Consider the following 24,659-nt stretch of genomic DNA (forward strand, 5'->3'; position numbering starts at 1 on the left):
TTATAATCTATTTTTGTGTATTAAAATGTAAACCCTTCAAAACTCACTGTTTATCAAATTCGCATTGATTAAACAGTGAGCTAATAGGCCTTTAAATTTGGTACTCAGAACTGGCTGTCGCAAGCTCTGTAACGGCTTGATAGTGGGTGAGAAAAATTTGACCACTCAAATGCGTGAGTAGTTTTGAGTGCTGCAATTTGTCCATGACAGGGCCTTTGACCTCGGAAAAATGCAGTCGAATATCTAATTTTGATAATTCAGCATTTAAATCTTCCAACATTTCTAAGGCACTGAGGTCAATTGAACTGACGCTTGAGCAGTTGATAACAACATGTTCTAGGTCAATATTTTCACTGACTTCATTAATCAGGAAACCTTTAAGCGTATTGGCATTTAAAAACGAGATATTTTCATCTATACGGAGCGAGAGAATATGTGGTGCGGTATAGACATGATGGCGCTGTACATTGCGGAAGTGCTGTGTGCCCTCGACTAAACCGATCACCGCAATATGTGGACGACTAATGCGCCATAACAACAGAATAAAGGTAGAAATAATGCCAATAATGAGACCTGTAGAAATGTCGATACACACCACACCGAAAAAGGTCACCCACATCGCAATCCCGTCAGCTTTTGAATAACGCCATGTATCCACAAAAGGTTTAAAGTCGACTAATTTCCAAATGGAAACAATAATCGTGGCCGCCAAAATGACTAAAGGTAAGTCTTGGAAAAAACCAGTGAAGTAGAGACTGACAACGATAATCAGCAATGACGACAACACACCTGCCATCGGGGTTTTTGCACCTGCATCTGCATTAACCACTGTACGAGATAAGCTACCCGTCACTGGAAAGGCAGAGCTAACCCCAGCGCTTAGATTGGCTAAACCTAGAGCGACCAACTCTTGGTTACTGTTGAGTTGGCTTCGTTGTTGTAAGGCAGTGGCTTGGGCAATAGACAGTGACTCAACAAAACTGATCATGGCAATCATTGTTGCACCGGGCAGTAAGGTTTGTACCAGTTCCCAGTTCCAATGTGGAAAGCTTAAGGGTGGAAATCCTGAAGGAATTTCACCGACGGTTTTAATGCCGACATTTTGCAGGTCAAATAACATCACCGATGCAATTGAGATCACCACTAGTATCAATGGAAGTGCTTTACTTAGAAAGGCAGTAGAGCCGAATCGAGATTGAATTGATTGAGTGGCCAACATTTTTGGTACATAGATTAAAAACAGTATGGCCAGCACACCAAAAATGAGTGAAGCGAAGTGAGTCAAACTCAGGTATTCCCACAGACTCAAAACAAACTCAGGGATGTTGTTGGCTTTTAGCGGGACATCGACAAGAAACTTAAACTGACCTAGTGCAATGAGCAGAGCCGAGGCAATAATGAAGCTTTTAATGACAGGATGACTGATCAACTGAATTAAAAAACCAAAACGTAGTACACCTAGCAACAGAGAAATCAGCCCGACCATTAAGGCCAAAAGTGTAGCTGCTTCAATATAAACAGGCGAACCAACTTCAAATAGCGGATTGAGCGTGGCGAAAGTCATCATCGAAATGATTGCCACAGGGCCTATCGATAAGGTTGAGCTTCCACCAATGAGGGCGTAGACAATCATCGGTAAAATACTGGCATATAAACCCATGATTGGAGGTAAACCTGCCAGCATGGAATAGGCCATACCTTGAGGAACCAACATGGCAATCACGATCAGCGAAGCAAGTACATCAGATTTAAATTTCACGGGGCTGTAGTGCTGTAACCACTGCCAAGCTGGAAATTTCTGTAAGATATGAGGTTTTAAATCTGACATAAACTTATCTAAATCACAATTTCATATATATTATGCATAAAAAATGCTAAGAAGTCTTGTGCAATAAATTTTGAGCGTACAACATTGCAGTACATTTGTGGGATATATAAGAAACCATCATTCTAAATGAATTAATGAAAAGGATAAGCTGTTTTAAAGCTTAGGATATTCGAAATAATTATTGATATTTAAAAGAAGTCTGGAGGGTAAATTAAGGTATTGAATTGCTGTCCATTGCGATAATTCATCTATAGTGGTGCAAGAACAGCATGTCTGGCTTGAAATTTTAAAATAACTGAGTGTTATTTATAAGATTGGTTACAATACAATTGGTAAAGAGTATTGAGAACTTGAACTAAATTTGCATCTTTGATTGAATAATAAATTTGCTTTCCATCACGACGCGTGGTCACAACATCACTTTTGCGTAACATCATCAGTTGTTGTGAGAGGGTTGGCTGTTTAATATCAGTGATTTCTTCAATCTGAGACACATTCAATTCTTGCTGTGCTAGATGACATAAAATTAGTAGACGATCCGTATTTGCCAGCGACTTTAAAACGCCCACGACTAATTCGGCAGAATCACGCATAGTAGTGATTTCCAGATCGGTATTCATTGGATATGTCCATACGATTAACAACAGCTCAAGTATACGGATATCACGGCTTAATACATTGAATAAATAAGACAATTTCTATGGTTTTTTATGAAATCAAATATCATTAATTTTTATAAGTTTAAATTTAGTTAATCAGTTAAATTTATTGCTTGATTTTAGTGCAAGCTTTCACAAAATGCACATAAATATAAGACATTAGCTTAAAAAATCATGCACACTTTGAAAATAATTGTATCATCTAAAGATCGTATTCAATAAATACACAAGGGATAAATAGTCATGACAACAGATTCAGCTTTTCCAGCAACGAGTAATTTAGGTATCGCGGTATATAGTAATAACGCTGAAGCGATTGGTAATACACCTTTGGTTCGTATTAATCGTGCGATTCAGTCAGATGCAACGGTCTTGGCTAAAGTTGAAAGCCGTAACCCAGCATTTTCAGTGAAATGTCGTGTAGGTGCAGCTCTCATTGCAGATGCAGAAGAAAAAGGCTTATTAAAACCGGGTATGCATATTGTAGAACCTACAAGTGGCAATACAGGGATTGCTTTGGCATTTGTTGCAGCAGCGAAAGGTTATGCAATTACATTAACCATGCCAGCAAGTATGAGTATTGAACGCCGTAAGGTATTAAAGTCTTTTGGTGCAAATCTCGTATTGACTGAACCTGCTAAAGGCATGAAAGGTGCGGTCGAAGAAGCACAGCGCCTCGTTGCCGAACATCCTGAAACGTATTATTTACCACAACAGTTTGAAAACCCTGCAAACCCTAAAATTCATGAATTGACCACTGGCCCAGAAATTTGGGAAGCGACCGGTGGTAAAGTGGATATTTTAGTTTCAGGTGTAGGTACAGGCGGTACGATTTCAGGCATTTCAAGCTATTTTGAAAAAGTGAAACATCAGCCGCTTTATTCTGTTGCGGTAGAACCGGCTGAATCTCCGATTATTGCCCAAGCGAAAAAAGGCGAAACACTGACTCCAGGGCCACACAAAATTCAGGGGATTGGCGCTAACTTTATTCCGGGTAACTTAGATCTAGACCTTGTTGATGAAGTGATCGGTATTGAAAGTGCTGAAGCAATTGAGTGGGCGCGTAAAACGGCTACTCATGACGGTATTTTAGTGGGTATCTCTAGTGGCGCGGCAATGGCAGCTGCGGCAAAACTTGCTGCACGTCCTGAGAATGTAGGCAAAACCATTGTGGTCATTTTACCGGATGGTGGTGAACGTTACCTTTCTTCCGTTTTATTTGAAGATATTAGTGCTGACTAATAATTCTGACATGAAAAAAAGCCCGTTCAATTGAATGGGCTTTTTTATTGATGATTTCGTTATTTATAAGTATCTTAAGCCGCGTCTTGATCATCGTTTTTGGCATTTTGTTGTTTAATTTTTCTTTTAGGTGGTTCATGCCCTAACTTTCGAGCGATGTATTTAAACAGGAAGCCTAAGAGTATGAATATCGTGACAGCAGGGATAACCACTTGAGTGAGCCAAACATCAATATGATCTAGACTCCAACTTAAAATTAAAAATAAAAAAGCACACAAATATGCGCAGTTAAAGCAAATGTTCGACAGTTTGTACATGCGAAAGAGAGTAATTCGTTTGGTGGTCACGAATCTTTATCTTACTGAATAATGAGGAAAGGTGTAGTTTTAATATCAGAAAAACAAACTAATTGAATGATGATTATTCAATATTATTGATTATATTTTTGAATATTCGCAATTTTTTATATCGTAAAAAAAAGCCTTGCTGTGAGTCAGAAAAACTTGACCTTCCCATTGTGGTAAAGTTTAAGCTATAGCCTAAAACAAGCACATATGATTGGGATGTTGCCATGACAGATTCGACAGAACACAAACTTTTTGATGGCACACTTGCTATTGAAGGGATGACCTGTGCTTCTTGTGTGGCACGGGTGGAAAAAGCCTTAAAAAAAGTCGATGGCATCACTGATGCTCAAGTGAATTTAGCCACTGAAACAGCACATGTTCAGAGTGATAAAAATGTGGATTATTCTGCTGTAATTCAGGCCGTTGAAAAGGCAGGTTTTGGTGTTGCACAGAAGCAGATTGAGCTTGAAATTGAAGGGATGACTTGCGCATCGTGTGTTGCACGTGTTGAAAAAGCATTAAAGACAGTTCCAGAAGTCATCGATGCAAAAGTGAATTTGGCAACTGAAAAAGCCACGATTACGGCATTGGCATCTGTTGAAAATTCTGCATTGGCGAAGTCTGTAGAAAAAGCAGGTTTTCATATTGCACAGCCCAATATTGAATTAAATATTGATGGAATGACCTGTGCTTCATGTGTGGCACGGGTTGAAAAAGCCTTAAACGCTGTAGACGGTGTCAATAAAGCAACGGTAAATTTAGCCAGTGAAAAAGCCTTTGTTCAGGCTCCCGCTTCAAAAACACAAGAATTGATCGCGGCAGTTAAAAAAGCGGGATACAGTGCTAGCATTGCTACGCAGCAACAACCGACAATGGCAGAAAAAAAAGCCGACGAAGCTCGGTTACTCAAACGTGATTTAATCATCGCATTGGTACTCGCTGTTCCTGTTTTTATCTTGGAGATGGGATCACACATGATTCCAGCTTTTCATCATTTTATTGAGCATAATTTAGGAACACAAAATAGTTGGTATATTCAGTTTATATTAACCACTTTGGTGTTAATCCTACCCGGAAGACGCTTTTATCAGCACGGCATACCAGCACTTGCGCGACTTGCCCCGGATATGAATTCTTTGGTCGCAGTCGGGACTTTATCTGCTTATAGTTTTTCTTGTGTTGCAACATTTGCTCCGCAATTATTACCGCAAGGTACGGTTCATGTGTACTTTGAAGCAGCCGCAGTAATTGTGGCGTTGATTCTTTTGGGTCGTTTTATGGAGGCGAAAGCCAAAGGTAAAACATCGCAAGCTATTCAATACTTAGTCGGCATGCAACCCAAAACAGCACGTGTAGAGCAATCTGGTACCTTTATAGATTTGCCGATTAGTGATGTTAAAACAGGTATGTTGATTGAAATTCGGCCTGGTGAACGTTGCCCAGTCGATGGTGCTGTAGTGTCTGGGAACAGTTATATTGATGAATCCATGATCAGTGGCGAGCCAATTCCTGTCGAGAAAAAAGCCGGTGATCAAGTTGTCGGTGGAACGATTAACCAAAATGGGGCCTTGAAAATACAAGCCACTGCGGTAGGTCAAGATTCTGTTTTGGCACAAATTATCCAGATGGTTGAACAGGCTCAGGGTTCAAAATTACCGATTCAAGCTTTGGTGGATAAAGTCACGTTATGGTTTGTACCGGTGGTAATGGCGTTGGCCTTGATCACCTTTTTAGTTTGGTATGTAGTTGGACCTGAACCGAGTTTAACCTATGCCTTAGTCAATGCTGTAGCAGTACTGATCATCGCATGTCCATGTGCAATGGGTTTGGCAACACCAACGTCTATTATGGTCGGTACAGGGCGAGGTGCAGAGCTTGGAGTATTGTTCCGTAAAGGTGAAGCCTTACAACAACTCAAAAATACTCAAGTGGTTGCAGTCGATAAAACAGGGACATTGACGGAAGGTAAACCGAAACTGACAGATTTTGAAGTCACTGAAGCTTTTGATAAAGATCGCGTATTTCAGTTATTGGTCTCTGTAGAGCAGAAATCTGAGCATCCGATTGCCTATGCCATTGTACAAGCTGCAAAAGAGATGCAAGTGCAACTTTTAGAGGTTGAGCATTTTGATTCCGTGACTGGTGCTGGGATTCAGGCCGTTGTTGAAGGACAAAGCATTTATATCGGTGCAGATCATTTGATGCATAAACTTGGTTTAGATACACAAATCTTTTCATCACTGGCGGAACGCATGGGCAATGAAGGGAAAACCCCGCTCTATGTATCGATCGATCAACAGCTTGCTGCCATTGTTGCTGTTGCCGACCCGATCAAAGCTACAACCTTTACAGCCATTCAAGCTTTGCATGATTTAGGACTGAAAGTGGCGATGATTACAGGCGACAACCGACATACTGCTTCTGCCATAGCACGACAGTTGAAAATTGATCATGTGATCGCTGAAGTGATGCCAGATCAAAAAGTGCAATCTGTACAACAATTGCAAAAAGAACATGGTGTTGTTTGTTTTGTGGGCGATGGTATTAATGATGCGCCTGCACTTGCTCAAGCAGATGTGGGCATGGCGATTGGTACAGGGACAGATGTGGCGATAGAGGCCGCGGACGTTGTGCTTATGTCGGGTAATTTACAAATGGTGCCGACAGCAATCGCACTGAGCACAGCGACGATGAATAATATTCGCCAAAACCTATTTTGGGCATTTATTTACAATGCAGCATTGATTCCTGTCGCTGCAGGTGTGTTATATCCATTCTTTGGCATATTGCTTTCACCTATGTTCGCAGCTGGTGCAATGGCACTTTCATCGGTGTTTGTTGTGTCAAATGCCTTGCGTTTAAAAGCATTTAAAGGGCCAGTTTTTCAGGAGTCTTAAGATGAATATTGGACAAGCAGCGAAAGCATCGGGCATTTCTGCAAAAATGATCCGCTATTATGAATCGATTGGGCTGTTAAATAATGCGCAGCGCACCGATGCCGGCTATCGAGTTTACTCGGAAGCCGATATTAAAACCTTGAGTTTCTTAAGACATGCGCGTGATTTAGGTTTTTCTTCTGAACAAATGAAAGATTTACTTGGACTTTGGAAAAATCAAAGTCGGCAAAGTGTAGAAGTTAAAGCATTGGCGTTAAAACATATCCAGACCTTAAATCAAAAAATCGCAGACTTACAGGCCATGGTTGAGATCTTGCAACAATCTGTAGATGGCTGTGCCGGTAATGATCAAGCCGATTGTACGATTTTAAATCAAATCGAAACGGGCATGGCTGAGTGCTGCCATACATCGAAGATTTAAACTTGCTTGACCTTACAATCGTGGCAAGGTTTATAGTGTTGTTATTAGAAAAGAAGGATGAATATCATGAAATTTCGTATTGATAATATGACATGCGGTGGTTGTGCCCGTAGCGTGACAGCAACGATTAAAGACTTAGACGAAAATGCAACAGTCACTATTGATGTAGCCACTAAATTAGTTGACGTTGAATCTAGTGTTAGCGCAGAGCAATTGATTAGCGCTTTAACCGAAGATGGTTTCCCACCTGTGATTGCATAACTTTGATATTGTCGAATGAATAAAAAAGCCGAACAATTGTTCGGCTTTTTTATTTATAAATCAATTTTATACGGCTGAAATTTTATCTGGCGTCATCAGCGCCTGATTAATATATAGCTTGATTAAGCGTTCACGTGAACCGATTGATTTTTGATAATGCGTTGAATTGAGGAGTAGGGATGCACCATAAGTGACCGTCCAAATATAAGATAAATAATCACGTATCGACATTGCGCTTTCAAGTGATTTTAGATAATCACTGGTCATATCCTTAATTTCAATAATACGTTCTTCACGAACACGATAGAGCTCTTCAAATAACTCTTTTAATTTACGTTCATTATTGGTTAAGCGTTCTTCAATGACATGTAATAATATAGTTCTATTAGAATTCAACATATTATAAAGCATATATTGTGAAACATAAGTTTTAATATCATGATTATATTTTTTTGAAATTTCTAATAATCGTTTTTCATTTAAGATAATCAGTTCTAAATATAATTGGTTTTTACTTTTAAAATGTTTATAAATCGTGCCTTTGGCAATATCTAGTTCACAAGCTAACTCACTTAAGGTGATGTCTTGATTATTATCTAATAGCAGGGTTTCTGCCATGGCTAAAATTTTTTCCTTGCGAAGGATAAAATTTTGTTGGCGTACTGAACTCATGATAACTGTTCCATAAACATCTTGAGGGTGAACAAGCCTAGCTTAAGCTAAATCTTGTGAATCTTACATTCCACTATGGTCTCAAATATTACATAAATTGGTTTAAAAATAAACACATTAGTAGAGTGCGTAAAACATATAGAATTCATAGCATAAAATTAATGTCAATAAAACTGAACCCTTGAGGTCATTTTTTTGAAATAAAATTCCATTTTTATTTTTTTTAATTTATTGTCTTTTCGCTTTTACAACAAAAGCAGCATTTAACAAAACGGTCTTGGTTGTTATGTTATTAATACACCCTAAATTAAACATGATTATAGGTACTATTATGTTTGGTTTTAATCAATTACTAATTATAAATTTATTCAATTCAATAAATTTATTTAAATGTAATAAAATAATGCTGCTCAAAATATCAGGTGGTTATTTTACACTTGTCGGTAAAAACACATTATCTATATCCATTTTAGATATCTATCTGAAAAAACAGATCTTTAAAAAATCCACACAAAATTGATTTGATGATTTTGTGCGGGAGCGTGCAACTTTAAAAAAGTACTTTGTCAAAGACGCTGACAAAGCCTGTAGAAAAGGAAAGTACAATGCCAATATACAATGCGCCGTTAAAGGACATGGACTTCATCTTAAATGATGTATTCAATGCAGATGAGTTCTGGCAGTCAAATGAAAACTTAGCTCATATTGATATGGCGACTGCAAATGCCATTTTAGAAGAAATGGCTAAGTTTTCTAAAAACGTTATTCTAGACTTGAACCGTACTGCAGATGAAGAAGGTGGTGCGCAGTTTAGTAATGGTGTTGTTACTACGCCTACAGGGTTTAAAGACGCTTTTAAACAATTCGCTGAAGGTGGCTGGGTTGGTTTAGGCGCTTCTGAAGAATGGGGCGGCCAAAACATGCCGAAAATGTTGACAGTACTTGCTGACGAAATGATTTGGAGTACCAATCCATCATTTATGTTGTATCCACTACTGACTGTGGGTGCAGGTATGGCGATTAATGACCGTGCTTCGCAAGAGCAAAAAGAAACCTATCTTCCAAAATTTTATACGGGTGAATGGTCAGGCACTATGTGTTTAACTGAACCACATTCAGGGACTGATTTGGGGATCATTAAAACCAAAGCAGAGCCGAATGAAGATGGTTCATTTAATATTACAGGCACGAAAATTTTCATCACCAGTGGTGAACATGATCTGTGTGAAAACATCATCCATCTTGTGTTAGCAAAAACGCCAAATGCACCTGCGGGTTCACGTGGTATTTCATTGTTTATCGTTCCAAAATTCCATGTCAATGCCGATGGCTCAGTCGGTGAACGTAATGCTGTTTCAGCGGGTTCAATTGAACACAAGATGGGTATTAAAGGTTCTGCAACGTGTGTTATGAACTTTGATGGTGCCAAAGGTTATATCGTTGGTAAAGAAAACGAAGGTCTTGCGGCGATGTTTGTCATGATGAACTATGAACGTTTATCGATGGGTATCCAAGGGATTGGCGCTGCAGAATTTGCTTACCAAAATGCTGCACAGTATGCGACTGATCGTCTACAAGGTCGTTCTGCGACAGGTGTGAAATCTCCTGAAAAACCAGCAGACTCTATTTTAGTACATGGTGATGTACGTCGTATGTTGTTGAATGTACGCGCCAACAACGAAGCATCTCGTGCATTTGCTGTGTATGTTGGCCAGCAACTGGATATTACAAAATATTCAACTGACGAAGCTGCTGTGAAAAAAGCCAATGACCGCGTGGCTTTATTGACACCTATTGCAAAAGCCTACCTAACAGATACAGCCCTACAAGCTACTTTAGAAGCGCAAATGTGCTTTGGTGGTCATGGCTATATCCGTGAATGGGGCATGGAGCAATGCATTCGTGACTTACGTATTTCGCAGATTTACGAAGGCACAAATGGCGTACAAGCGATTGATTTAATTGGACGCAAAACCACGAAATGTAATGGTGCATTTATTGCCGAATACATTGCTGAAATTCGTGATTTTGCTGCAACCATGGCTGATTCAAAAGTTAAATCTGCAGCATTGCAAGTTTCTGACGAAGTTGAAGCATTAACGCAATTCATTGTAGAACAATCTAAGACCACCCCAGACTTTAGCAGTTCGGTGGCAGTCGATTACCTGCACGCTGTTGGTTTACTCAGCTTCGTTTATATGTTTGCACGTATTAGCAAAGCTGCGGCTGCAAAACCAGAGAGCTTCTACCAAAACAAACTGGTACTCGCAGATTTCTATGTTGAGAAAGTTCTACCTGACCTTGCTGCCCGTGCTCAACGTATTAAAGCAGGTTCTGAACTTATCATGCAGCTATCTGAAGAATACTTCACCGCTCAATCTTAAGGTTTCATCTAAACCACTGTGAAAAACATTAAGATGGAAAATCTGAGGAACCAGTCATGGTTCCTTGGGGTTAAAAGATTTAAAACAGGATGAAATAAGAAATGATTGTAATTGTAGATGGCGTACGTACAGCGATGGGTGGTTTTCAGGGTTCACTTTCATCTTGTACAGCCCCAGACTTAGGTGCTGCAGCGATTCAAGCTGTTGTTGCACGTGCAGGTTTAGAACCTACAGATATTGACGAAGTTATTTTTGGCTGTGTATTACCGGCTGGTCTTAAACAAGGTCCTGCACGCCAAGCGATGCGTCAAGCAGGTTTGCCAGATACAACGGGTGCCACCACGATTAATAAAATTTGTGGTTCAGGCATGAAGGCAGTGATGCAAGCAGCTGATGCGATTAAAGCCGGTTCTGCTAATATTGTGGTTGCTGGTGGTATGGAGTCGATGTCAAATGCGCCATATTTACTTGAAAAAGCGCGTTCAGGCTATCGTATGGGTCATGGTAAAACCACAGACCACATGTTTCAAGAAGGCTTAGAAGATGCTGAGACAGGTTTATCGATGGGTATTCTGGCACAAGATATGGCAGATAAAAAAGGCTATACCCGTGAACAGCAAGATGCTTTTGCCATCAACTCACTCAATAAAGCCGTTGCAGCGATTCAAGGCGGTTTCTTCAAAAATGAAATCGTGCCAGTTACTGTTAAAAGCCGTAAAGGTGACGTCGTTGTTGACACAGATGAACAGCCATTAAGTGCTAAGCCTGAAAAAATCCCAACACTGCGTCCTGCATTCAAAAAAGACGGCACGATCACAGCTGCCAATGCCAGCTCAATTTCTGACGGTGCATCTGCTTTGGTGGTTACATCAGAAGAAACGGCTCAAGCACGTGGTTTAAAACCACTAGCAAAAGTCGTTGCTTATGCCACAAATTCACAGCATCCGTCAGAGTTCACGATTGCTCCAGTCGGTGCTATTGAGAAAGTACTTGCACAAGCCGGTTGGGATGCACAAGAAGTTGACCTGTGGGAAGTCAATGAAGCATTTGCCATGGTTACAATGCTGGCGATTGATGGATTTAACTTAGATGAAGCAAAAGTGAACATTCATGGTGGTGCTTGCTCACTTGGTCACCCACTAGGTTCATCAGGTTCACGTATTATTGTGACGCTGATTCATGCCTTAAAACGCACTGGCGGTAAAAAAGGTGTCGCAGCACTGTGTATTGGGGGCGGTGAAGCAACTGCAATTGCGGTTGAACTGATTTAATTTGCCTCAATTTATATAAGTAAGCTTTTAGATAAGTACGTTTTTAGATAAGCAATAACAAACGCTATCTCAGTTCGCTGGGATGGCGAAAAAAGATGTTTATTTTGAGATATTTATTTTTTGAGATTTAATTATGAATGGTTTAGATCGCATTCGCTTACTCTCCCTTCGCGACAAAGTAATGTCTGCTGAAAAAGCGATTGAGTTAATTCAAGATGGTTCAGTGGTTGGTTTAAGTGGTTTTGGTGGTGCAGGTGAGGCAAAGACGGTTCCATTGGCACTTGCAGATCATGCAGTTTCACATCCTCTTCGTATCACGTTGGCAACGGGTGCTAGTTTAGGAAATAGTATCGATGGTCGCCTCAATGCGGCGCATGCGATAGAACGTCGTTATCCGTATCAGGCAGATCCTGGTTTACGTAAAGCCATTAACGCTGGCGAGGTCATGTATATTGACCAACACTTGTCTGAAATGGCCGATAATATTCGTCATCATAATTTACCGCGCATTAATGTGGCCGTTATTGCAGCGACTGCAATTACAGAAGATGGTCAAGTTATTCCGACAGGTTCATGTGGTAACTCAGCCAATTTCATTGAAATGGCAGATCATGTGATTATCGAAATTGATAATACGATTAACCCAGTGCTCGAAGGTGTACATGATATTTATGTGCCGAAAGCGCGACCAAACCGTGGGCCAATTCCACTGACTCAGGTCGGTGAACGTATCGGTACGATTGGGATCAATGTCAGCCCCGATAAGATTTCAGCTATTGTGTTGAATGATCTGCCAGATACCCAGTTTAAAATGGATGAACCTGATGCTGAAACCCTAGCGATTGCTCAGCATCTGATTGATTTCTTTGAAGGTGAAGTAGCAGCAGGGCGTTTGCCTGAAAATTTAGGCCCGCTACAGTCAGGTGTGGGTTCGATTGCCAATGCTGTATTCGCAGGTTTTGAGCATTCGAATTTTCATGATTTGGAAATGTATTCAGAAGTACTACAAGACTGTACTTTCCAGCTAATTGATTCTGGAAAAATGAAATTTGCCTCAGGCTGTTCAATGACGTTGTCTGAGCCTTGTGCACAGCATGTGATGAACAATTTTGATCAGTACAAAGACAAAATTGTATTACGTCCACAAGAGCTATCCAATAACCCTGAAATCATTCGACGTTTAGGCATTATTGCGATTAATACTGCGCTTGAGTTTGATATTTACGGAAACGTAAATTCGACCCATGTAACGGGTACGAAAATGATGAACGGTATTGGCGGTTCAGGAGACTTTACTCGTCATGCGCACATTGCCATTTTCGTAACCAAGTCGATTGCAAAAGGTGGTGCGATTTCATCTGTGGTGCCAATGGTGAGTCATACCGACCATACTGACCACGACGTTGACATCGTGGTTACAGAGCAGGGCTTGGCAGATTTACGTGGTCTTTCACCACGTGAGCGTGCACGTAAAGTCATTGAAATCTGTGCACATCCAGATTATCGCGCAGCATTGTTGAGCTACTTTGAACGCGCATGTGAGCGTGGTGGTCAAACGCCGCATATTTTAAAAGAGGCTTTGTCTTGGCATGCCACTTTTGAAGAAACCGGTTCAATGCGTCAAATCGTATAAACCTAAAGATTGAAAATTTTTAAATAAGCCCACGATCAAGTGGGCTTATTTATTATGAAAGACTACAAATGTTTCAAAACATGACAAAAGAAAAACAGCGCCACTTAGTTTGAAACTTTTGCACAACATGAACGGTCTTAAGTTCTCTTCAAGGCTTTCTATAATGCAAAACTCATTGACAAAGAAGGTCAGTATTTTGAAAAAGATTCAATTATTTTCTGCGATGTTGTTCGCAGTTCTCCTCACTGCATGTAAACAAAGTCCAGCGCCTGATTATGCAGGAACATGGCAAAATACCGCAGTAGATCCGCAACTTGAAAATGCGCTGATTATTAGTAAAAATGGTGAAAACTATTTCATTACCAATACTTTAAAAGATAAACAAAGTGGTAAATCTGAAAAGAAAAATCCTGTACCTGCATCTGTCGTTGAATCTGGTTTACTCGCTGTAAACTCTGGGACAGGTGCTGTTGAATTTGCGATTGACGAAAAAACTGGAAATTTAGTCGGGTCTGGATCAATTTATAAAAAAGTAAAATAGATCAATTATCTATTTATGCAAAAATATCAAAAGCAGCCTTTAAATTGGGCTGCTTTTTTTAACTTTAAAGCGAATGTTTATTTGCTTTAACTCAGTTCAAAACCGAAGAGAAATCATGGATAAAATAATCCGCTTTATTTTTGATTTGCTCAATTTCGTGTTCTGAATATGCATCATACACGGCAACGACTTCAATACCCGCAGCATTTGCGGCTTCTACACCAATGAGTGAATCTTCAAAAATTAAACATTCTTCAGGTTGAACGGCAAAATATTGAATCGCCTGTAAATAGACTTCAGGATGCGGCTTAATATTTTTGACACTTTCACGGGTCAGGATCAGATCAAAGCTATTTTCAAAATGCAGCTTTGGATAAATGTTAATATTTTTTTGATATCGATAAATATTTTGCAGGCTGGTCGTGGTGGTAATTGCCACCTGAATGCCTTGCTGAATGAGCTGCTGAACAAATAACGCTGCATGTGGTTTAAGCAAGATGATATGTTCTAAAAAATGCTGTGAAATGGCATATCGTTGCTGTTTGATTTGATCTGCTGTGTGCTGTTCAATGCTGTAAGTATCTTTTAGATAGTTACAATACATTAAGTAAGGGTCTGGTGTATTTTTAAATAATTGCAGCTGAATGTCACGTTCACGTTGAATTAAACCCAGTTGGATGGTTTGTCCAGTTAACTGTTGAATCAAATCTGCGTCGACCTGATTCCACACGCCAACAGAGTCAATAAGTGTGCCATCTAAATCAAAACAAACCAGTTTTTTTCCTTGAAGCATGTTGATATCCAAATTCGTGCTGGGTCTATTATGCGGACTGATTGGGGTGTTGAAAAGCCAAATGCAACTGAGCAGGCTAAACTGGCGTTTCATCTGCAATAAAAGTAATATTTCGTTATTGGCTTTTTGTATAATTCAGCAGATGATGCACAGCATAACTTGCAATATTTAATTAGGGATTAAATCTTTCGTGTTTGAATTGGACTGTAAACTTCTTAGCATTTTTTTTCATGTTTATAAGTACAAAAATGTGTCACAAGCTGCTGAACACTTGCAGATGAGTCAGCCTACAGTCAGTAATATTTTAAATAAAATACGACAGCATTATAACGACCCCTTATTTTTACGTATTGGTAATGAAATGGTGCCTACGGAGTTATCGCGTCAATTATTTCCTTTAGTCAGCGAAGCCTTGAGTAAAGTCGAAGCCATTAATAATTTTACGATTAATTTTGATCAAGCCATTTCAGATCAACAATTTACTTTGGCCATGACCGATGTTTCGCATTTGGTTTTATTGCCTAAAATCAGCCAATATCTAAAAAAACACGCGCCACAAATACGTCTAAATGTACGCCCGATTACCACTGAAACCAGTTATCAGATGGCGAATGGTGAAATTGATTTAGCACTGGGGTTTTTACCGCATTTGGAAAGCGGCTTTTATCAGCAAAAACTGTTTGAGCAATATTATGTGGTGATTGCAGCTAAGGATCATCCACGATTAACGGGTGACACCATTACAACTGAGCAATATTTATCAGAGTCACATATTGATATTGATGCAGGTATGGGGCACTACCATATTGAAAATGAGCTGCTTAACCTTGATTTAAAACGTGATATTTTGATGCGTTTACCTAGTTATTTAGGTGTAGGCTTAGTTGTGCAAGACACTGATGCGATTGCTACTGTGCCGTATTACTTGAGTGAAGTATTGCTTTCGCGCGGCAACTTAAAAATATTTGACGCACCGATTGCATTTCCAACCTATGGCGTGAAGCAATATTGGCATATGTCCTGCCATCATAAAACCAGCCATCAATGGCTACGTCATATGTTCCATGAAATCTTAGTGAAATAGCTGCGCCGGCGAATTCTGTTTGCAGCCTATTTTGCGCATGCTGCAGGCAGTTCAGCTTATTTGCTGTATTGATTTAAACTTTTCTTATTTATAAGAAATATGCATAATAAGATGCTGTTTTAGCTTTGCATTTTAAAATTATTTATTACTTTTTTGGGTATAGGGTTTAGGGGTTTACTGTTAATGATTTACTGCTTTTATGGGAATCAAGCCGATCATGCCCATGAAGAGCGCATGCTTCAGAAATTTTTTATCACAGCTGCAGCTGGACTGGGATGGTCCAGAAAAATGGATTTATATCGTTTATAACGCCATGTGGAATGGGCAGGATGTAGACTTTGTATGTTTTAGCCCATTTTCAATTATTGTGGGCGACTTTAAAAGCTATACCGGCGCACTAACAGCCGGTGAGAACGGCCCTTGGAAGCTGCTGAATCATAATAACGAATTGATTGAAGTCAAAGGCGGCAATCAGTTCAATCCCTACCGCCAGCTGCGCAATAATAAATTTTCCCTGCTGAATTTTTTAAGCAATGAGCCGGCTTTCAGCCGCTGTGAACTGGGGCATATCGGCGCCGTCACGGTCTTTACTGCATTAACAGATGTTGAAGATCAACTGAGTGAAAAAACCCGGAAGTGGATGGGCATTACGGATATCGCGCATTGCAGCGCATATTTCGCGGCTAAAAAAAGCGCTGGCATCCGCTTAGAGCAGCAGTGGGTGTCCGAACTTATGGGCAAAATGAACTTGATGCCCTATGAATGGCAGCCAAAACCGCCGGTTGATGCTGTTGCGCATGCATATTTAACGCCTAAAGCAGTGCCGGACACAGCAGCGACGGTACAGGTGAAAATGCGGCAGGCGCAAATAAAGCCCCCGCGCAGCAGCCAGCCGCCGGCGCTGAGTAAATTTTGGCCGATAGTGTTTCTTGCATTACTGCTGCTTATTCCGGCCGTATGGCAAAAAATCGGGAATATTTTCACCCAAATGATGAGCAAAAAAAACGAAAGCGCTGTCAGTGAAACTTCGCATCAAAGCACCGTGGACACTCGGGGCCGTGCAGAAACGGACGCATCCTCAGAACAGCCTCAGGCCGAACTGAAATGGTCGGATGAAAAGCCGGCGCAGCGGGCACAGCAGCAGGATGATTTTTGGGAAAACCGCCCAAGAAGCCTTGAGCGGCCGGAAGCGGAACAGCCAGCGCCAGCGGTCCAATTGACGGAACCTGCGGTACAAAAAACGAAGCAGCAGCCGGCATCAGAACAAATACTGCAGCCGAAGCGCGGAGAGCAGAATCCGCCGCCGGTTATTGCTGAAACGCGCGCAAATCTGGCGCCCCGCGCAGCAGAAGCGAGAACGCCAGCCGCCGCAGCGGAAGAAAAAATACAGCAGGCTGATGACCTTGATTCACGCTTAAGGGATTCGAGCTACTAAAGCCTGCATAAATTTGAATTACAGGATGTATCACTAAAAATGCACATATTTTCAAAGAAAATCATTCCGCTTGCGATCAGTATGCTGGTTTTAGCCGCGCCGGACGCGGTCTATGCTTTGCCTTCACATGGGCAGTTTGATCAGACGATGGATGAGCTGAAAATTGCGCCATCCGGTAAACAGAAGCTTTATATTGCCCAGCTGACACAATGGGCAAAAGAAGGCCATACGCCATCACAGGTCAATCTGGGGCAAATGTATCTGTTAGGAGATTTTGTTCAAAAAGATCTGCGTCAGGCCTATGAATGGACCAATGCAGCCGCAGCAAAAAACAATCCGAAAGCGCAAAATAATCTGGGCAAGATGTATCTTCGCGGCATGGGGGTAAAAAAGGACACTTTAAAAGCCTATGAATTATTCGGCAAAGCTGCCCAAACAGGCCTTTCAGATGCGCACTATAACTTGGGGGTAATGTTTGAACAGGGCATTGGTGTCGAAATGTACTTGCCTTATGCATTCGGCTATTACCTGACTGCAGTTAAAACAGAGGCGCCGCAAATGCTGCAGCGGAATTTGGAACACGCCAAGCAAGGCCGCGCCATAGCGCAAAATGATTTGGGCTATATGTACGCGATCGGATTTGGAACTGAAAAAAATTCACAGCAGGCGCTCTATTGGTTTGAACAAGCTGCAAAACAGCAGCTGCCGGAAGCCATGAATAATTTAGCTGTGCTGTATGACGGTTCCGGCGAGTTCGTAGCTAAAAATTTTGATCCGGGTTATTACAAGGCGATTAAGCATTACAGATCCTCTTTAACCGATTCAAAACGCTTGGAAAATACCGCTACGCAGGTAGCTTTGAATCGTGATTTGGCTAATCATTATTTTGCTTTGGCTTTGAAATTAAAGCATCCGGCTGCCCAATTCAATATGGCTAAAAAATATGAAACCGGGCTGGGTGTAAAAACAGACCTGCAGCAGGCAGTGCAGCTGTATCAGGCTTCGATTGCTCAAGGCTTTGTTTTGGCTGAGTTTGGTTTAGCCCGATTGTATCTCGATCAAAATGACGCGGTCAGCAGAGCAAAAGCGCTTCCGCTGTTTGAGAGCGCAGCGCGTAAAGGGGACAGCCGTGCCATGAATTATGCCGCGCTGCTCTCTGGACATATGATTGATATACCCGGCTGGTTCAATCCAGAAGAAAATACAGGGCCTGAAGCCTTTCAGCGCTGGGTAAAGACACAGCCGAGGGATCAATTGACTGAGGAAGATTATACAGAAGCAGGCATACAAAAACTGACCGAGCAAGCGCAGCGCGGAAGCGCATCGGCGCAGTATAAGCTGGCGATATTTAGATCCGAAGGTTTTAAATATTTGCAGCAAGATTATACTGAAGCTGAAAAGCTATTTAAAGCAGCAGCTGCGCAAGGAAATGCCCACGCCATTTATAAACTGGGCTGGCTCTATTCACGTGAATATGTACCGGCTGCGAAGGACGCATCTGACAGCAGTCTGTTTGCCAGTCATAAATTAGGGCTGGCTTATTTTGAAGCAGCAGCCGCTCAAGGTGTTCCAGAAGCGCAGCATGAATTAGCGATGACCTATTATGCAGGCATGGGGGTCGAAAAAAATCCGGCGCTGGCTGCAAGCTATTACCGTCAAGCCGCAGCAAGCGGATTTCCCCACGCAGTAAGATGGATCAACCGGTTCAAAGATGCAGACCGTAAATAACGCGGATTAATGAAGACTTCTTCGCGGAAAGATCAAGCTGACTAAGCGGTTTCCTTGTCATATATAAGCGCTCAGATGCTATGTGGGCTTTTTTCATTTCTGTTTGCCTGTTGGCGCATCTGTTTATTTTGGTGCATTTTGCAGGCAAAGCGCATTTTCTGCACCTGAAAGATTCAGGCGTCTTTTGATTCTTTGCCAAACTTCCCGAATTAGCAGTATTACCGGTTGTATAAATAGTATTACTGTTTTGGCATAGCCTTTGCTTTTCTACTTACATCATAAAGTGATCTAGGGTTCCGATACATTTCTATGTATGACCGCGACCGAGAGTTCACGGCTTCGTTTTAATTCAAAGCAAAGCTGCACGGAGGGATAAAAGCCCGGGAGGTAAACAGTTAAAAATTAGGCAGAGGCTGCAATGAGCACAAAACATTATCATGACGATAAAGCACTATGGACTGAACTTTTACCGGGTGGACACCACTGGTCAGCGCGTATTCAGCGAGGGGCAGTATTACAGCTTAAATCGCTAGGGCAAAATGCCAATGTGGCGCTGTACTGTGTAAATAGTGAAGATAAGCTTGAACGTTACAACATGCCAGATAGCCTTAAAGGGCAACACACGGCTTATTTAAGTACAGGTCATATTTTGGCGTCGGATTTAGGCCGTGCCATGATTTCGATTGTGAAAGATGATCACGCTTGGAATGATGCTTTTTGTGCACCAAGTACCGCACAACAAATTGAAAACCAATTTGGCAGTAAAACTTTCCAAGATGCCCGTAATGATATGTACCGCAACGGCAAAGATAGCTTATTGCTTGAAATGACCAAGTTTGGTTTATCTGCAACCGACTTAAGTTCAACACTTAATCTCTTCTCTAAGGTTGCGCCTGATGATACAGGTAACTTGTCTTATATCGACTCCGATAACACCGATCAAATTATTGAACTGCGCTTTGAAATGGATTGTTTAGTCTTTTTATCTAGTGCACCACATGGATTATCTCAAGCAGAAGAATATAACCCTGCTGACGTACAACTAAGTTTATTTAAGGCGTTACCTTTGGCAGACACCGATGTTTGCCGTGATTCTTGCCCGCAAAATCAACGTGCTTTTCAAAATAATAAACGCTATTACGCTTTAACGGCTTGAGGGGAATGATCATGACTGCATTAGTAAATCCAACACAACATTCTGAAAAATCAGTGTTAAGCGAAGTATGTTCTGCCGGTGAAGCATGGATGTGCGAAGTCAAAAAAGGGCAGTATTTCCGTATCGTGGATTTAGAGGGCAATCAAGCGGTGGATACGCTTTTTATCTCTATCCAAAATCCTGAAGAGCGTTATAGCGCAACGGATACCTTAGCCATTAACCAACAGATTTATTTAGAAAAAGGCACAGCGCTATATACTAACTTTGGCAATAAAATTGCCACCATTCATGACGACAACTGTGGCCGTCATGATACTTTGGGCGGTGCATGCTCATGTGAAAGCAACACTGTTCGCTATGCACATGACAAATTCCCAATGCACAGTTGCCGTAATAATTTCATGATTGCTCTATCGCAACATCCGATTGCCAAAAAACATGGCTTAAATGTGCGCCATATCGGTCCAAATATTAACTTCTTTATGAATGTTCCTGTGACTGCTGAGGGTCATCTTAAATTTGATGACGGTATTTCTGCACCGGGAAAATATGTCGAAATTAAAGCTGAAATGGATTTGATCGTATTGATCTCAAATTGCCCGCAATTGAACAACCCATGTAATGCCTATAACCCAACAAAAATTCAACTGATCATTCGTGAAGGCGAGGAGTAATACCATGTTTAATAAAGTCCTCATTGCCAACCGTGGTGCAATCGCTTGCCGTGTGATCCGTACACTCAAGAAATTAGGCATTCAATCTGTTGCTGTGTATTCCGAAGCAGACCGTGATTCTTTGCATGTGACCTTGGCGGATGAAGCAGTATTTATTGGTGATAGTCCTGCCAGCCAAAGCTATTTAAATGTCGATAAAATTTTAGAAGTCGCAAAACAAACAGGTGCAGAAGCGATTCATCCGGGCTATGGTTTCTTGTCTGAAAATGCAGAATTTTGTGATCTCTGTGAAGCTCAAGGCATAGTATTTTTAGGGCCAAATTCGGAACAAATGAAATCATTTGGTTTAAAACATACGGCACGAGAACTTGCGATTCAAGCCAATGTACCTTTACTGCCGGGTAGTCAATTATTGGCAGATGAAGCCGAAGCACTGCTTGAAGCCAAGCGTATTGGTTATCCTGTCATGCTGAAAAGCACCGCAGGCGGTGGTGGTATTGGTATGCGTTTGGTATGGAATGAAGAAGAGCTGAAAGATGCTTATTCTACGGTTTCATATCTTGCCCAAGCCAACTTTAAAGATGCAGGTTTGTACCTTGAGAAATTCGTACAAAATGCCCGTCATATCGAAGTGCAAATTTTTGGTGATGGCAAAGGTTTAGTTCTAGCACTCGGCGAGCGTGATTGTTCGGTGCAGCGCCGAAACCAAAAAGTCGTGGAAGAAACGCCCGCACCGCATATCAATGATGAGCAACGTGCCTATATTCAATCAGTTGCGATTGGTCTGATGCAGTCGGTGAATTACCGTTCTGCAGGTACAGTAGAATTTGTCATGGATACCGACACACAGGAATTCTATTTCTTAGAAGTGAATACCCGCCTGCAAGTTGAACATGGCGTGACGGAGCAAGTGTTTGGTGTAGACCTTGTGGAATGGATGGTGACCTTAGGCAGCGGTGATTGGATTGCACCAACAGAACAACTTGAATCGAAAGGTCATTCGATTCAAGTACGTTTATATGCTGAAGATCCAATTAAAAACTTCCAACCAAGTGCCGGTTTACTGACACATGTTGAGTTTGATGCTAATGCCCGTAATGAAACATGGGTGGAAACGGGTTCAAATGTATCGTCATTCTATGACCCGATGATTGCGAAAATTATTGTGACTTCGGACGATCGTGATTCTGCAATTGCTGCCATGACCGAGACACTCGCGAAAACATCGGTTGCAGGCATCGAAACTAATCTTGAATATCTACAAAATATTATCGACTGTGATGTATTTAAAGCCGGTACGCAAACCACACGATTCTTAAATACATTTGAGTGGAAAACCCAAAAAATTGAAGTGTTGCAATCAGGCATTCAAACTTCTGTGCAAGATGTCACAGGTCGTTTGGGTTATTGGGATGTGGGTGTACCACCATCAGGTGCCATTGATCCACTATCACTGAATATCGCAAACCAGTTACTTGGTAATGCCTATAACATTGCAGGCTTAGAATGTACGCTACAAGGTCCCACTTTAAAATTCCATTGTGACAGTCAAATCGTGCTTGCCGGTGGTGATATGCCATCAACCCTTGATGGTATGTCTGTGCCAATGTGGCAAACCGTGAATGTGCGCAAAGGTCAGATTTTAAAATGTGGCAAAATCGCCACAGGTTGTCGCACCTATATCGGGATTAAAGGTGGTCTGAATGTGCCTGAATATTTAGGTTCACAAGCAACCTTTACCCTTGGTCAGTTTGGTGGTCATGCCGGTCGTAATTTATTGATTGGAGATATGTTGCCAATAACTGCATTTACATCTAAACAAGTGACAGCGCTTGCGCCTGAACAAGTGCCAACGTTTAGCCATGAATGGGAAATTGCGGTGATGTACGGCCCGCATGGTGCACCAGACTTCTTTACTAAAAAAGACATTGATACCTTCTTTGCCAATACTTTTGAGATTCACTTTAACTCAAGCCGTACAGGTATACGTTTGATTGGTCCAAAACCTGAATGGGCACGTGAGGATGGCGGTGAAGCCGGTTTGCATCCATCAAATATTCATGACAATGCATACGCGATTGGTGCGATTGATTTCACGGGCGATATGCCGATTATCTTGGGTCCAGATGGTCCAAGTTTAGGAGGCTTTGTTTGTCCTGCCGTGGTGATTAATTCTGAGCTTTGGAAACTAGGTCAATTGAAAGCAGGAGACAAAGTTCGATTTATACCTGTGAGTTATCATCAAGCGAAGCTCTTAAATGAAAAATATCATGCGCAATTAGAAGCATTTGATACGCAAGCTGTGGATTTTGAGGAGTCGTTCTATCCTGAACTTTCCACCTTAAAAAATGCGGTGCTTGATACATTACAAGGTCAGCATGGATTGCCGGATGTGGTGTATCGTCCTGCGGGCAACAACTACATGTTGGTGGAATATGGTGAGTTAGTTTTAGATCTGAACTTACGTTTCCGTATCCATGCGCTCATGCAATGGGTACAAAAGCAAAACATTGCCGGCATTATCGACCTGACACCGGGTATTCGTTCGCTACAAATCCATTTTGATTCGATCAAGCTTGATCAACTTGATTTACTGCGTTTATTACAAGTCGCTGAAGCTGAACTGCCTGATGTGACCCAAATGCAAGTCCCATCACGTACCGTATATCTGCCACTCGCTTGGGAAGATTCGCAAACGCAATTGGCAACGGAACGCTATATGCAAACCGTGCGTCCAGATGCACCGTGGTGCCCAGACAATATCGAATTTATCCGTCGTATTAATGGCTTAAAAGACAAACAAGCTGTTAAAGATGTGGTGTTTGACGCAAGTTATTTGGTCATGGGCTTGGGCGATGTGTACTTAGGCGCACCTGTGGCAACGCCACTTGATCCACGTCAGCGTTTAGTGACCACCAAATACAACCCTGCACGGACATGGACACCTGAAAATGCTGTCGGTATTGGCGGTGCGTATATGTGCGTGTACGGTATGGAAGGTCCGGGTGGCTATCAATTTGTTGGTCGTACCACGCAAATGTGGTCACGCTACCGTAAAAACCCTGACTTTGAGCAAGGTATGCCGTGGTTATTACGCTTCTTTGACCAAATCAAGTTTTATGAAGTTTCAGAAGCTGAACTGATGCAGATGCGTGAGGACTTTAAAGCAGGTCGCTTAAAACTTCGTATTGAAGAAGGAGTGTTGAACTTAAAAGAGTACAACGACTTCCTAACTGAAAACCAAGCATCCATTTCTGCATTTAAGTCTGTACAACAAGCCAACTTTGATGAAGAACGTCGTCGTTGGCATGAAGCAGGGCTTGCTGAATATGTCTCTGAAAGTTTAGATGCGGTCGATGATAGTGAAGGTGTTGAAGTGCCTGAAGGTGGCTGTGCAGTGGAATCACATATGCCGGGAAGTATTTGGAAAATTGAATGCAAGTCAGGTGATATTGTTGAAGAAGGTGCAACGCTTGCTGTGATTGAAGCGATGAAAATTGAGATCCCCATTATTGCGCCTGAACGTATGATGGTTTCTGAAATTACCATTGAAAAAGGGCAGACGGTGAAAACAGGGCAGGTGTTGTTTACTTTGTCGCCAGTGGCTTGATGAGATAGTAATAAAAAGACCGC

The 24,659-nt window shown here is 41.5% G+C and carries 18 protein-coding genes, 1 pseudogene and 1 riboswitch; of the genes and pseudogenes, 15 read left to right on the forward strand and 4 right to left on the reverse strand.

Annotated elements, in window-relative coordinates; genetic code table 11:
• Positions 1-91 precede the first annotated feature (91 nt).
• Together FTT92_RS09370 and FTT92_RS09375 are read right to left on the reverse strand one after the other, a co-directional pair.
• Entirely contained in the window at positions 92-1,828 is a 1,737-nt protein-coding gene (locus FTT92_RS09370) for a SulP family inorganic anion transporter (protein WP_180171968.1), read from the reverse strand.
• A gap of 302 nt (positions 1,829-2,130) precedes the next feature.
• The gene (locus FTT92_RS09375) at positions 2,131-2,448 is read right to left on the reverse strand and encodes a helix-turn-helix transcriptional regulator (RefSeq protein WP_078193801.1); all 318 of its coding nucleotides are present in this window, start codon (positions 2,446-2,448) and stop codon (positions 2,131-2,133) included.
• Positions 2,449-2,730: 282 nt separating this feature from the next.
• On the opposite strand from FTT92_RS09375, the gene cysK reads away from it, so the two are divergent.
• The 5 genes and pseudogenes from cysK (at position 2,731) to FTT92_RS09395 (ending at position 7,655) form a co-directional block, all read left to right on the forward strand.
• Positions 2,731-3,729 carry a cysteine synthase A gene (gene cysK, locus FTT92_RS09380; protein ID WP_180171969.1) on the forward strand — a complete coding sequence of 333 codons (999 nt, stop codon included), beginning with the start codon at positions 2,731-2,733 and terminating at the stop codon, positions 3,727-3,729.
• A gap of 571 nt (positions 3,730-4,300) precedes the next feature.
• A pseudogene (locus FTT92_RS16855) lies at positions 4,301-4,510 on the forward strand (cation transporter); the annotation flags it as partial.
• A 24-nt stretch (positions 4,511-4,534) separates the two neighbouring features.
• Positions 4,535-6,973 carry a copper-translocating P-type ATPase gene (locus FTT92_RS09385; RefSeq protein ID WP_373684112.1) on the forward strand — a complete coding sequence of 813 codons (2,439 nt, stop codon included), beginning with the start codon at positions 4,535-4,537 and terminating at the stop codon, positions 6,971-6,973.
• Between the two features lies 1 nt (position 6,974).
• Complete coding sequence (gene cueR / locus FTT92_RS09390) at positions 6,975-7,394, forward strand: Cu(I)-responsive transcriptional regulator (protein WP_180171971.1); 420 nt, start codon at positions 6,975-6,977, stop codon at positions 7,392-7,394.
• Between the two features lie 66 nt (positions 7,395-7,460).
• A complete protein-coding gene (locus FTT92_RS09395; protein WP_180171972.1) occupies positions 7,461-7,655 on the forward strand; it encodes a heavy-metal-associated domain-containing protein in 195 nt (64 codons plus the stop codon).
• A gap of 66 nt (positions 7,656-7,721) precedes the next feature.
• On the opposite strand, the gene FTT92_RS09400 is transcribed toward FTT92_RS09395, so the two are convergent.
• Positions 7,722-8,327 (reverse strand): TetR/AcrR family transcriptional regulator, encoded by a 606-nt coding sequence (locus FTT92_RS09400; RefSeq protein WP_078190941.1) that lies wholly within the window; start codon positions 8,325-8,327, stop codon positions 7,722-7,724.
• 605 nt (positions 8,328-8,932) lie between these two features.
• On the opposite strand from FTT92_RS09400, the gene FTT92_RS09405 reads away from it, so the two are divergent.
• The 4 genes from FTT92_RS09405 (at position 8,933) to FTT92_RS09420 (ending at position 14,156) form a co-directional block, all read left to right on the forward strand.
• A complete protein-coding gene (locus FTT92_RS09405; protein ID WP_111884373.1) occupies positions 8,933-10,711 on the forward strand; it encodes an acyl-CoA dehydrogenase C-terminal domain-containing protein in 1,779 nt (592 codons plus the stop codon).
• A 101-nt stretch (positions 10,712-10,812) separates the two neighbouring features.
• Positions 10,813-11,982 (forward strand): thiolase family protein, encoded by a 1,170-nt coding sequence (locus FTT92_RS09410; protein ID WP_180008861.1) that lies wholly within the window; start codon positions 10,813-10,815, stop codon positions 11,980-11,982.
• 133 nt (positions 11,983-12,115) lie between these two features.
• Positions 12,116-13,615 (forward strand): succinate CoA transferase, encoded by a 1,500-nt coding sequence (locus tag FTT92_RS09415; protein ID WP_180054798.1) that lies wholly within the window; start codon positions 12,116-12,118, stop codon positions 13,613-13,615.
• A gap of 223 nt (positions 13,616-13,838) precedes the next feature.
• On the forward strand, positions 13,839-14,156 hold the full coding sequence (locus tag FTT92_RS09420) for a hypothetical protein (protein WP_373684113.1): 318 nt from the start codon (positions 13,839-13,841) through the stop codon (positions 14,154-14,156).
• A gap of 91 nt (positions 14,157-14,247) precedes the next feature.
• On the opposite strand, the gene FTT92_RS09425 is transcribed toward FTT92_RS09420, so the two are convergent.
• Entirely contained in the window at positions 14,248-14,949 is a 702-nt protein-coding gene (locus tag FTT92_RS09425; protein ID WP_180171973.1) for an HAD family phosphatase, read from the reverse strand.
• 190 nt (positions 14,950-15,139) lie between these two features.
• Here FTT92_RS09425 and FTT92_RS09430 point away from each other — a divergent pair, with 190 nt between their 5' ends.
• From FTT92_RS09430 to uca, 6 genes are all read left to right on the forward strand, one after another.
• Positions 15,140-16,033, forward strand: a complete 894-nt coding sequence (locus FTT92_RS09430) for a LysR substrate-binding domain-containing protein (protein WP_078190935.1) — start codon at positions 15,140-15,142, stop codon at positions 16,031-16,033.
• Between the two features lie 199 nt (positions 16,034-16,232).
• Complete coding sequence (locus tag FTT92_RS09435) at positions 16,233-17,468, forward strand: NERD domain-containing protein (RefSeq protein ID WP_180171974.1); 1,236 nt, start codon at positions 16,233-16,235, stop codon at positions 17,466-17,468.
• Positions 17,469-17,507: 39 nt separating this feature from the next.
• Positions 17,508-19,196, forward strand: coding sequence for a tetratricopeptide repeat protein (locus FTT92_RS09440; protein ID WP_180171975.1), 1,689 nt, complete (start codon positions 17,508-17,510; stop codon positions 19,194-19,196).
• 277 nt (positions 19,197-19,473) lie between these two features.
• A riboswitch (guanidine-I (ykkC/yxkD leader) is annotated at positions 19,474-19,585 on the forward strand.
• 29 nt (positions 19,586-19,614) lie between these two features.
• Complete coding sequence (locus FTT92_RS09445; protein WP_180171976.1) at positions 19,615-20,352, forward strand: urea amidolyase associated protein UAAP1; 738 nt, start codon at positions 19,615-19,617, stop codon at positions 20,350-20,352.
• Positions 20,353-20,363: 11 nt separating this feature from the next.
• The gene (locus tag FTT92_RS09450) at positions 20,364-21,026 is read left to right on the forward strand and encodes an urea amidolyase associated protein UAAP2 (protein WP_180171977.1); all 663 of its coding nucleotides are present in this window, start codon (positions 20,364-20,366) and stop codon (positions 21,024-21,026) included.
• A gap of 4 nt (positions 21,027-21,030) precedes the next feature.
• Positions 21,031-24,636 (forward strand): urea carboxylase, encoded by a 3,606-nt coding sequence (gene uca / locus FTT92_RS09455; protein ID WP_180171978.1) that lies wholly within the window; start codon positions 21,031-21,033, stop codon positions 24,634-24,636.
• Positions 24,637-24,659: the final 23 nt, after the last annotated feature.

Origin of the sequence: Acinetobacter sp. YH12023 (assembly GCF_013420135.1) — a bacterium.
Lineage (GTDB): Bacteria > Pseudomonadota > Gammaproteobacteria > Pseudomonadales > Moraxellaceae > Acinetobacter > Acinetobacter amyesii.

Excerpts from the sequence above, each read along its gene's own strand:
- FTT92_RS09370 (WP_180171968.1), bottom strand. The coding sequence starts at position 1,828 with ATGTCAGATTTAAAACCTCATATCTTACAGAAATTTCCAGCTTGGCAG.
- FTT92_RS09375 (WP_078193801.1), bottom strand. The coding sequence starts at position 2,448 with ATGAATACCGATCTGGAAATCACTACTATGCGTGATTCTGCCGAATTA.
- cysK (WP_180171969.1), top strand. The coding sequence starts at position 2,731 with ATGACAACAGATTCAGCTTTTCCAGCAACGAGTAATTTAGGTATCGCG.
- cueR (WP_180171971.1), top strand. The coding sequence starts at position 6,975 with ATGAATATTGGACAAGCAGCGAAAGCATCGGGCATTTCTGCAAAAATG.
- FTT92_RS09395 (WP_180171972.1), top strand. The coding sequence starts at position 7,461 with ATGAAATTTCGTATTGATAATATGACATGCGGTGGTTGTGCCCGTAGC.
- FTT92_RS09400 (WP_078190941.1), bottom strand. The coding sequence starts at position 8,327 with ATGAGTTCAGTACGCCAACAAAATTTTATCCTTCGCAAGGAAAAAATT.
- FTT92_RS09405 (WP_111884373.1), top strand. The coding sequence starts at position 8,933 with ATGCCAATATACAATGCGCCGTTAAAGGACATGGACTTCATCTTAAAT.
- FTT92_RS09410 (WP_180008861.1), top strand. The coding sequence starts at position 10,813 with ATGATTGTAATTGTAGATGGCGTACGTACAGCGATGGGTGGTTTTCAG.
- FTT92_RS09415 (WP_180054798.1), top strand. The coding sequence starts at position 12,116 with ATGAATGGTTTAGATCGCATTCGCTTACTCTCCCTTCGCGACAAAGTA.
- FTT92_RS09420 (WP_373684113.1), top strand. The coding sequence starts at position 13,839 with ATGTTGTTCGCAGTTCTCCTCACTGCATGTAAACAAAGTCCAGCGCCT.
- FTT92_RS09425 (WP_180171973.1), bottom strand. The coding sequence starts at position 14,949 with ATGCTTCAAGGAAAAAAACTGGTTTGTTTTGATTTAGATGGCACACTT.
- FTT92_RS09435 (WP_180171974.1), top strand. The coding sequence starts at position 16,233 with ATGGGAATCAAGCCGATCATGCCCATGAAGAGCGCATGCTTCAGAAAT.
- FTT92_RS09440 (WP_180171975.1), top strand. The coding sequence starts at position 17,508 with ATGCACATATTTTCAAAGAAAATCATTCCGCTTGCGATCAGTATGCTG.
- FTT92_RS09445 (WP_180171976.1), top strand. The coding sequence starts at position 19,615 with ATGAGCACAAAACATTATCATGACGATAAAGCACTATGGACTGAACTT.
- FTT92_RS09450 (WP_180171977.1), top strand. The coding sequence starts at position 20,364 with ATGACTGCATTAGTAAATCCAACACAACATTCTGAAAAATCAGTGTTA.
- uca (WP_180171978.1), top strand. The coding sequence starts at position 21,031 with ATGTTTAATAAAGTCCTCATTGCCAACCGTGGTGCAATCGCTTGCCGT.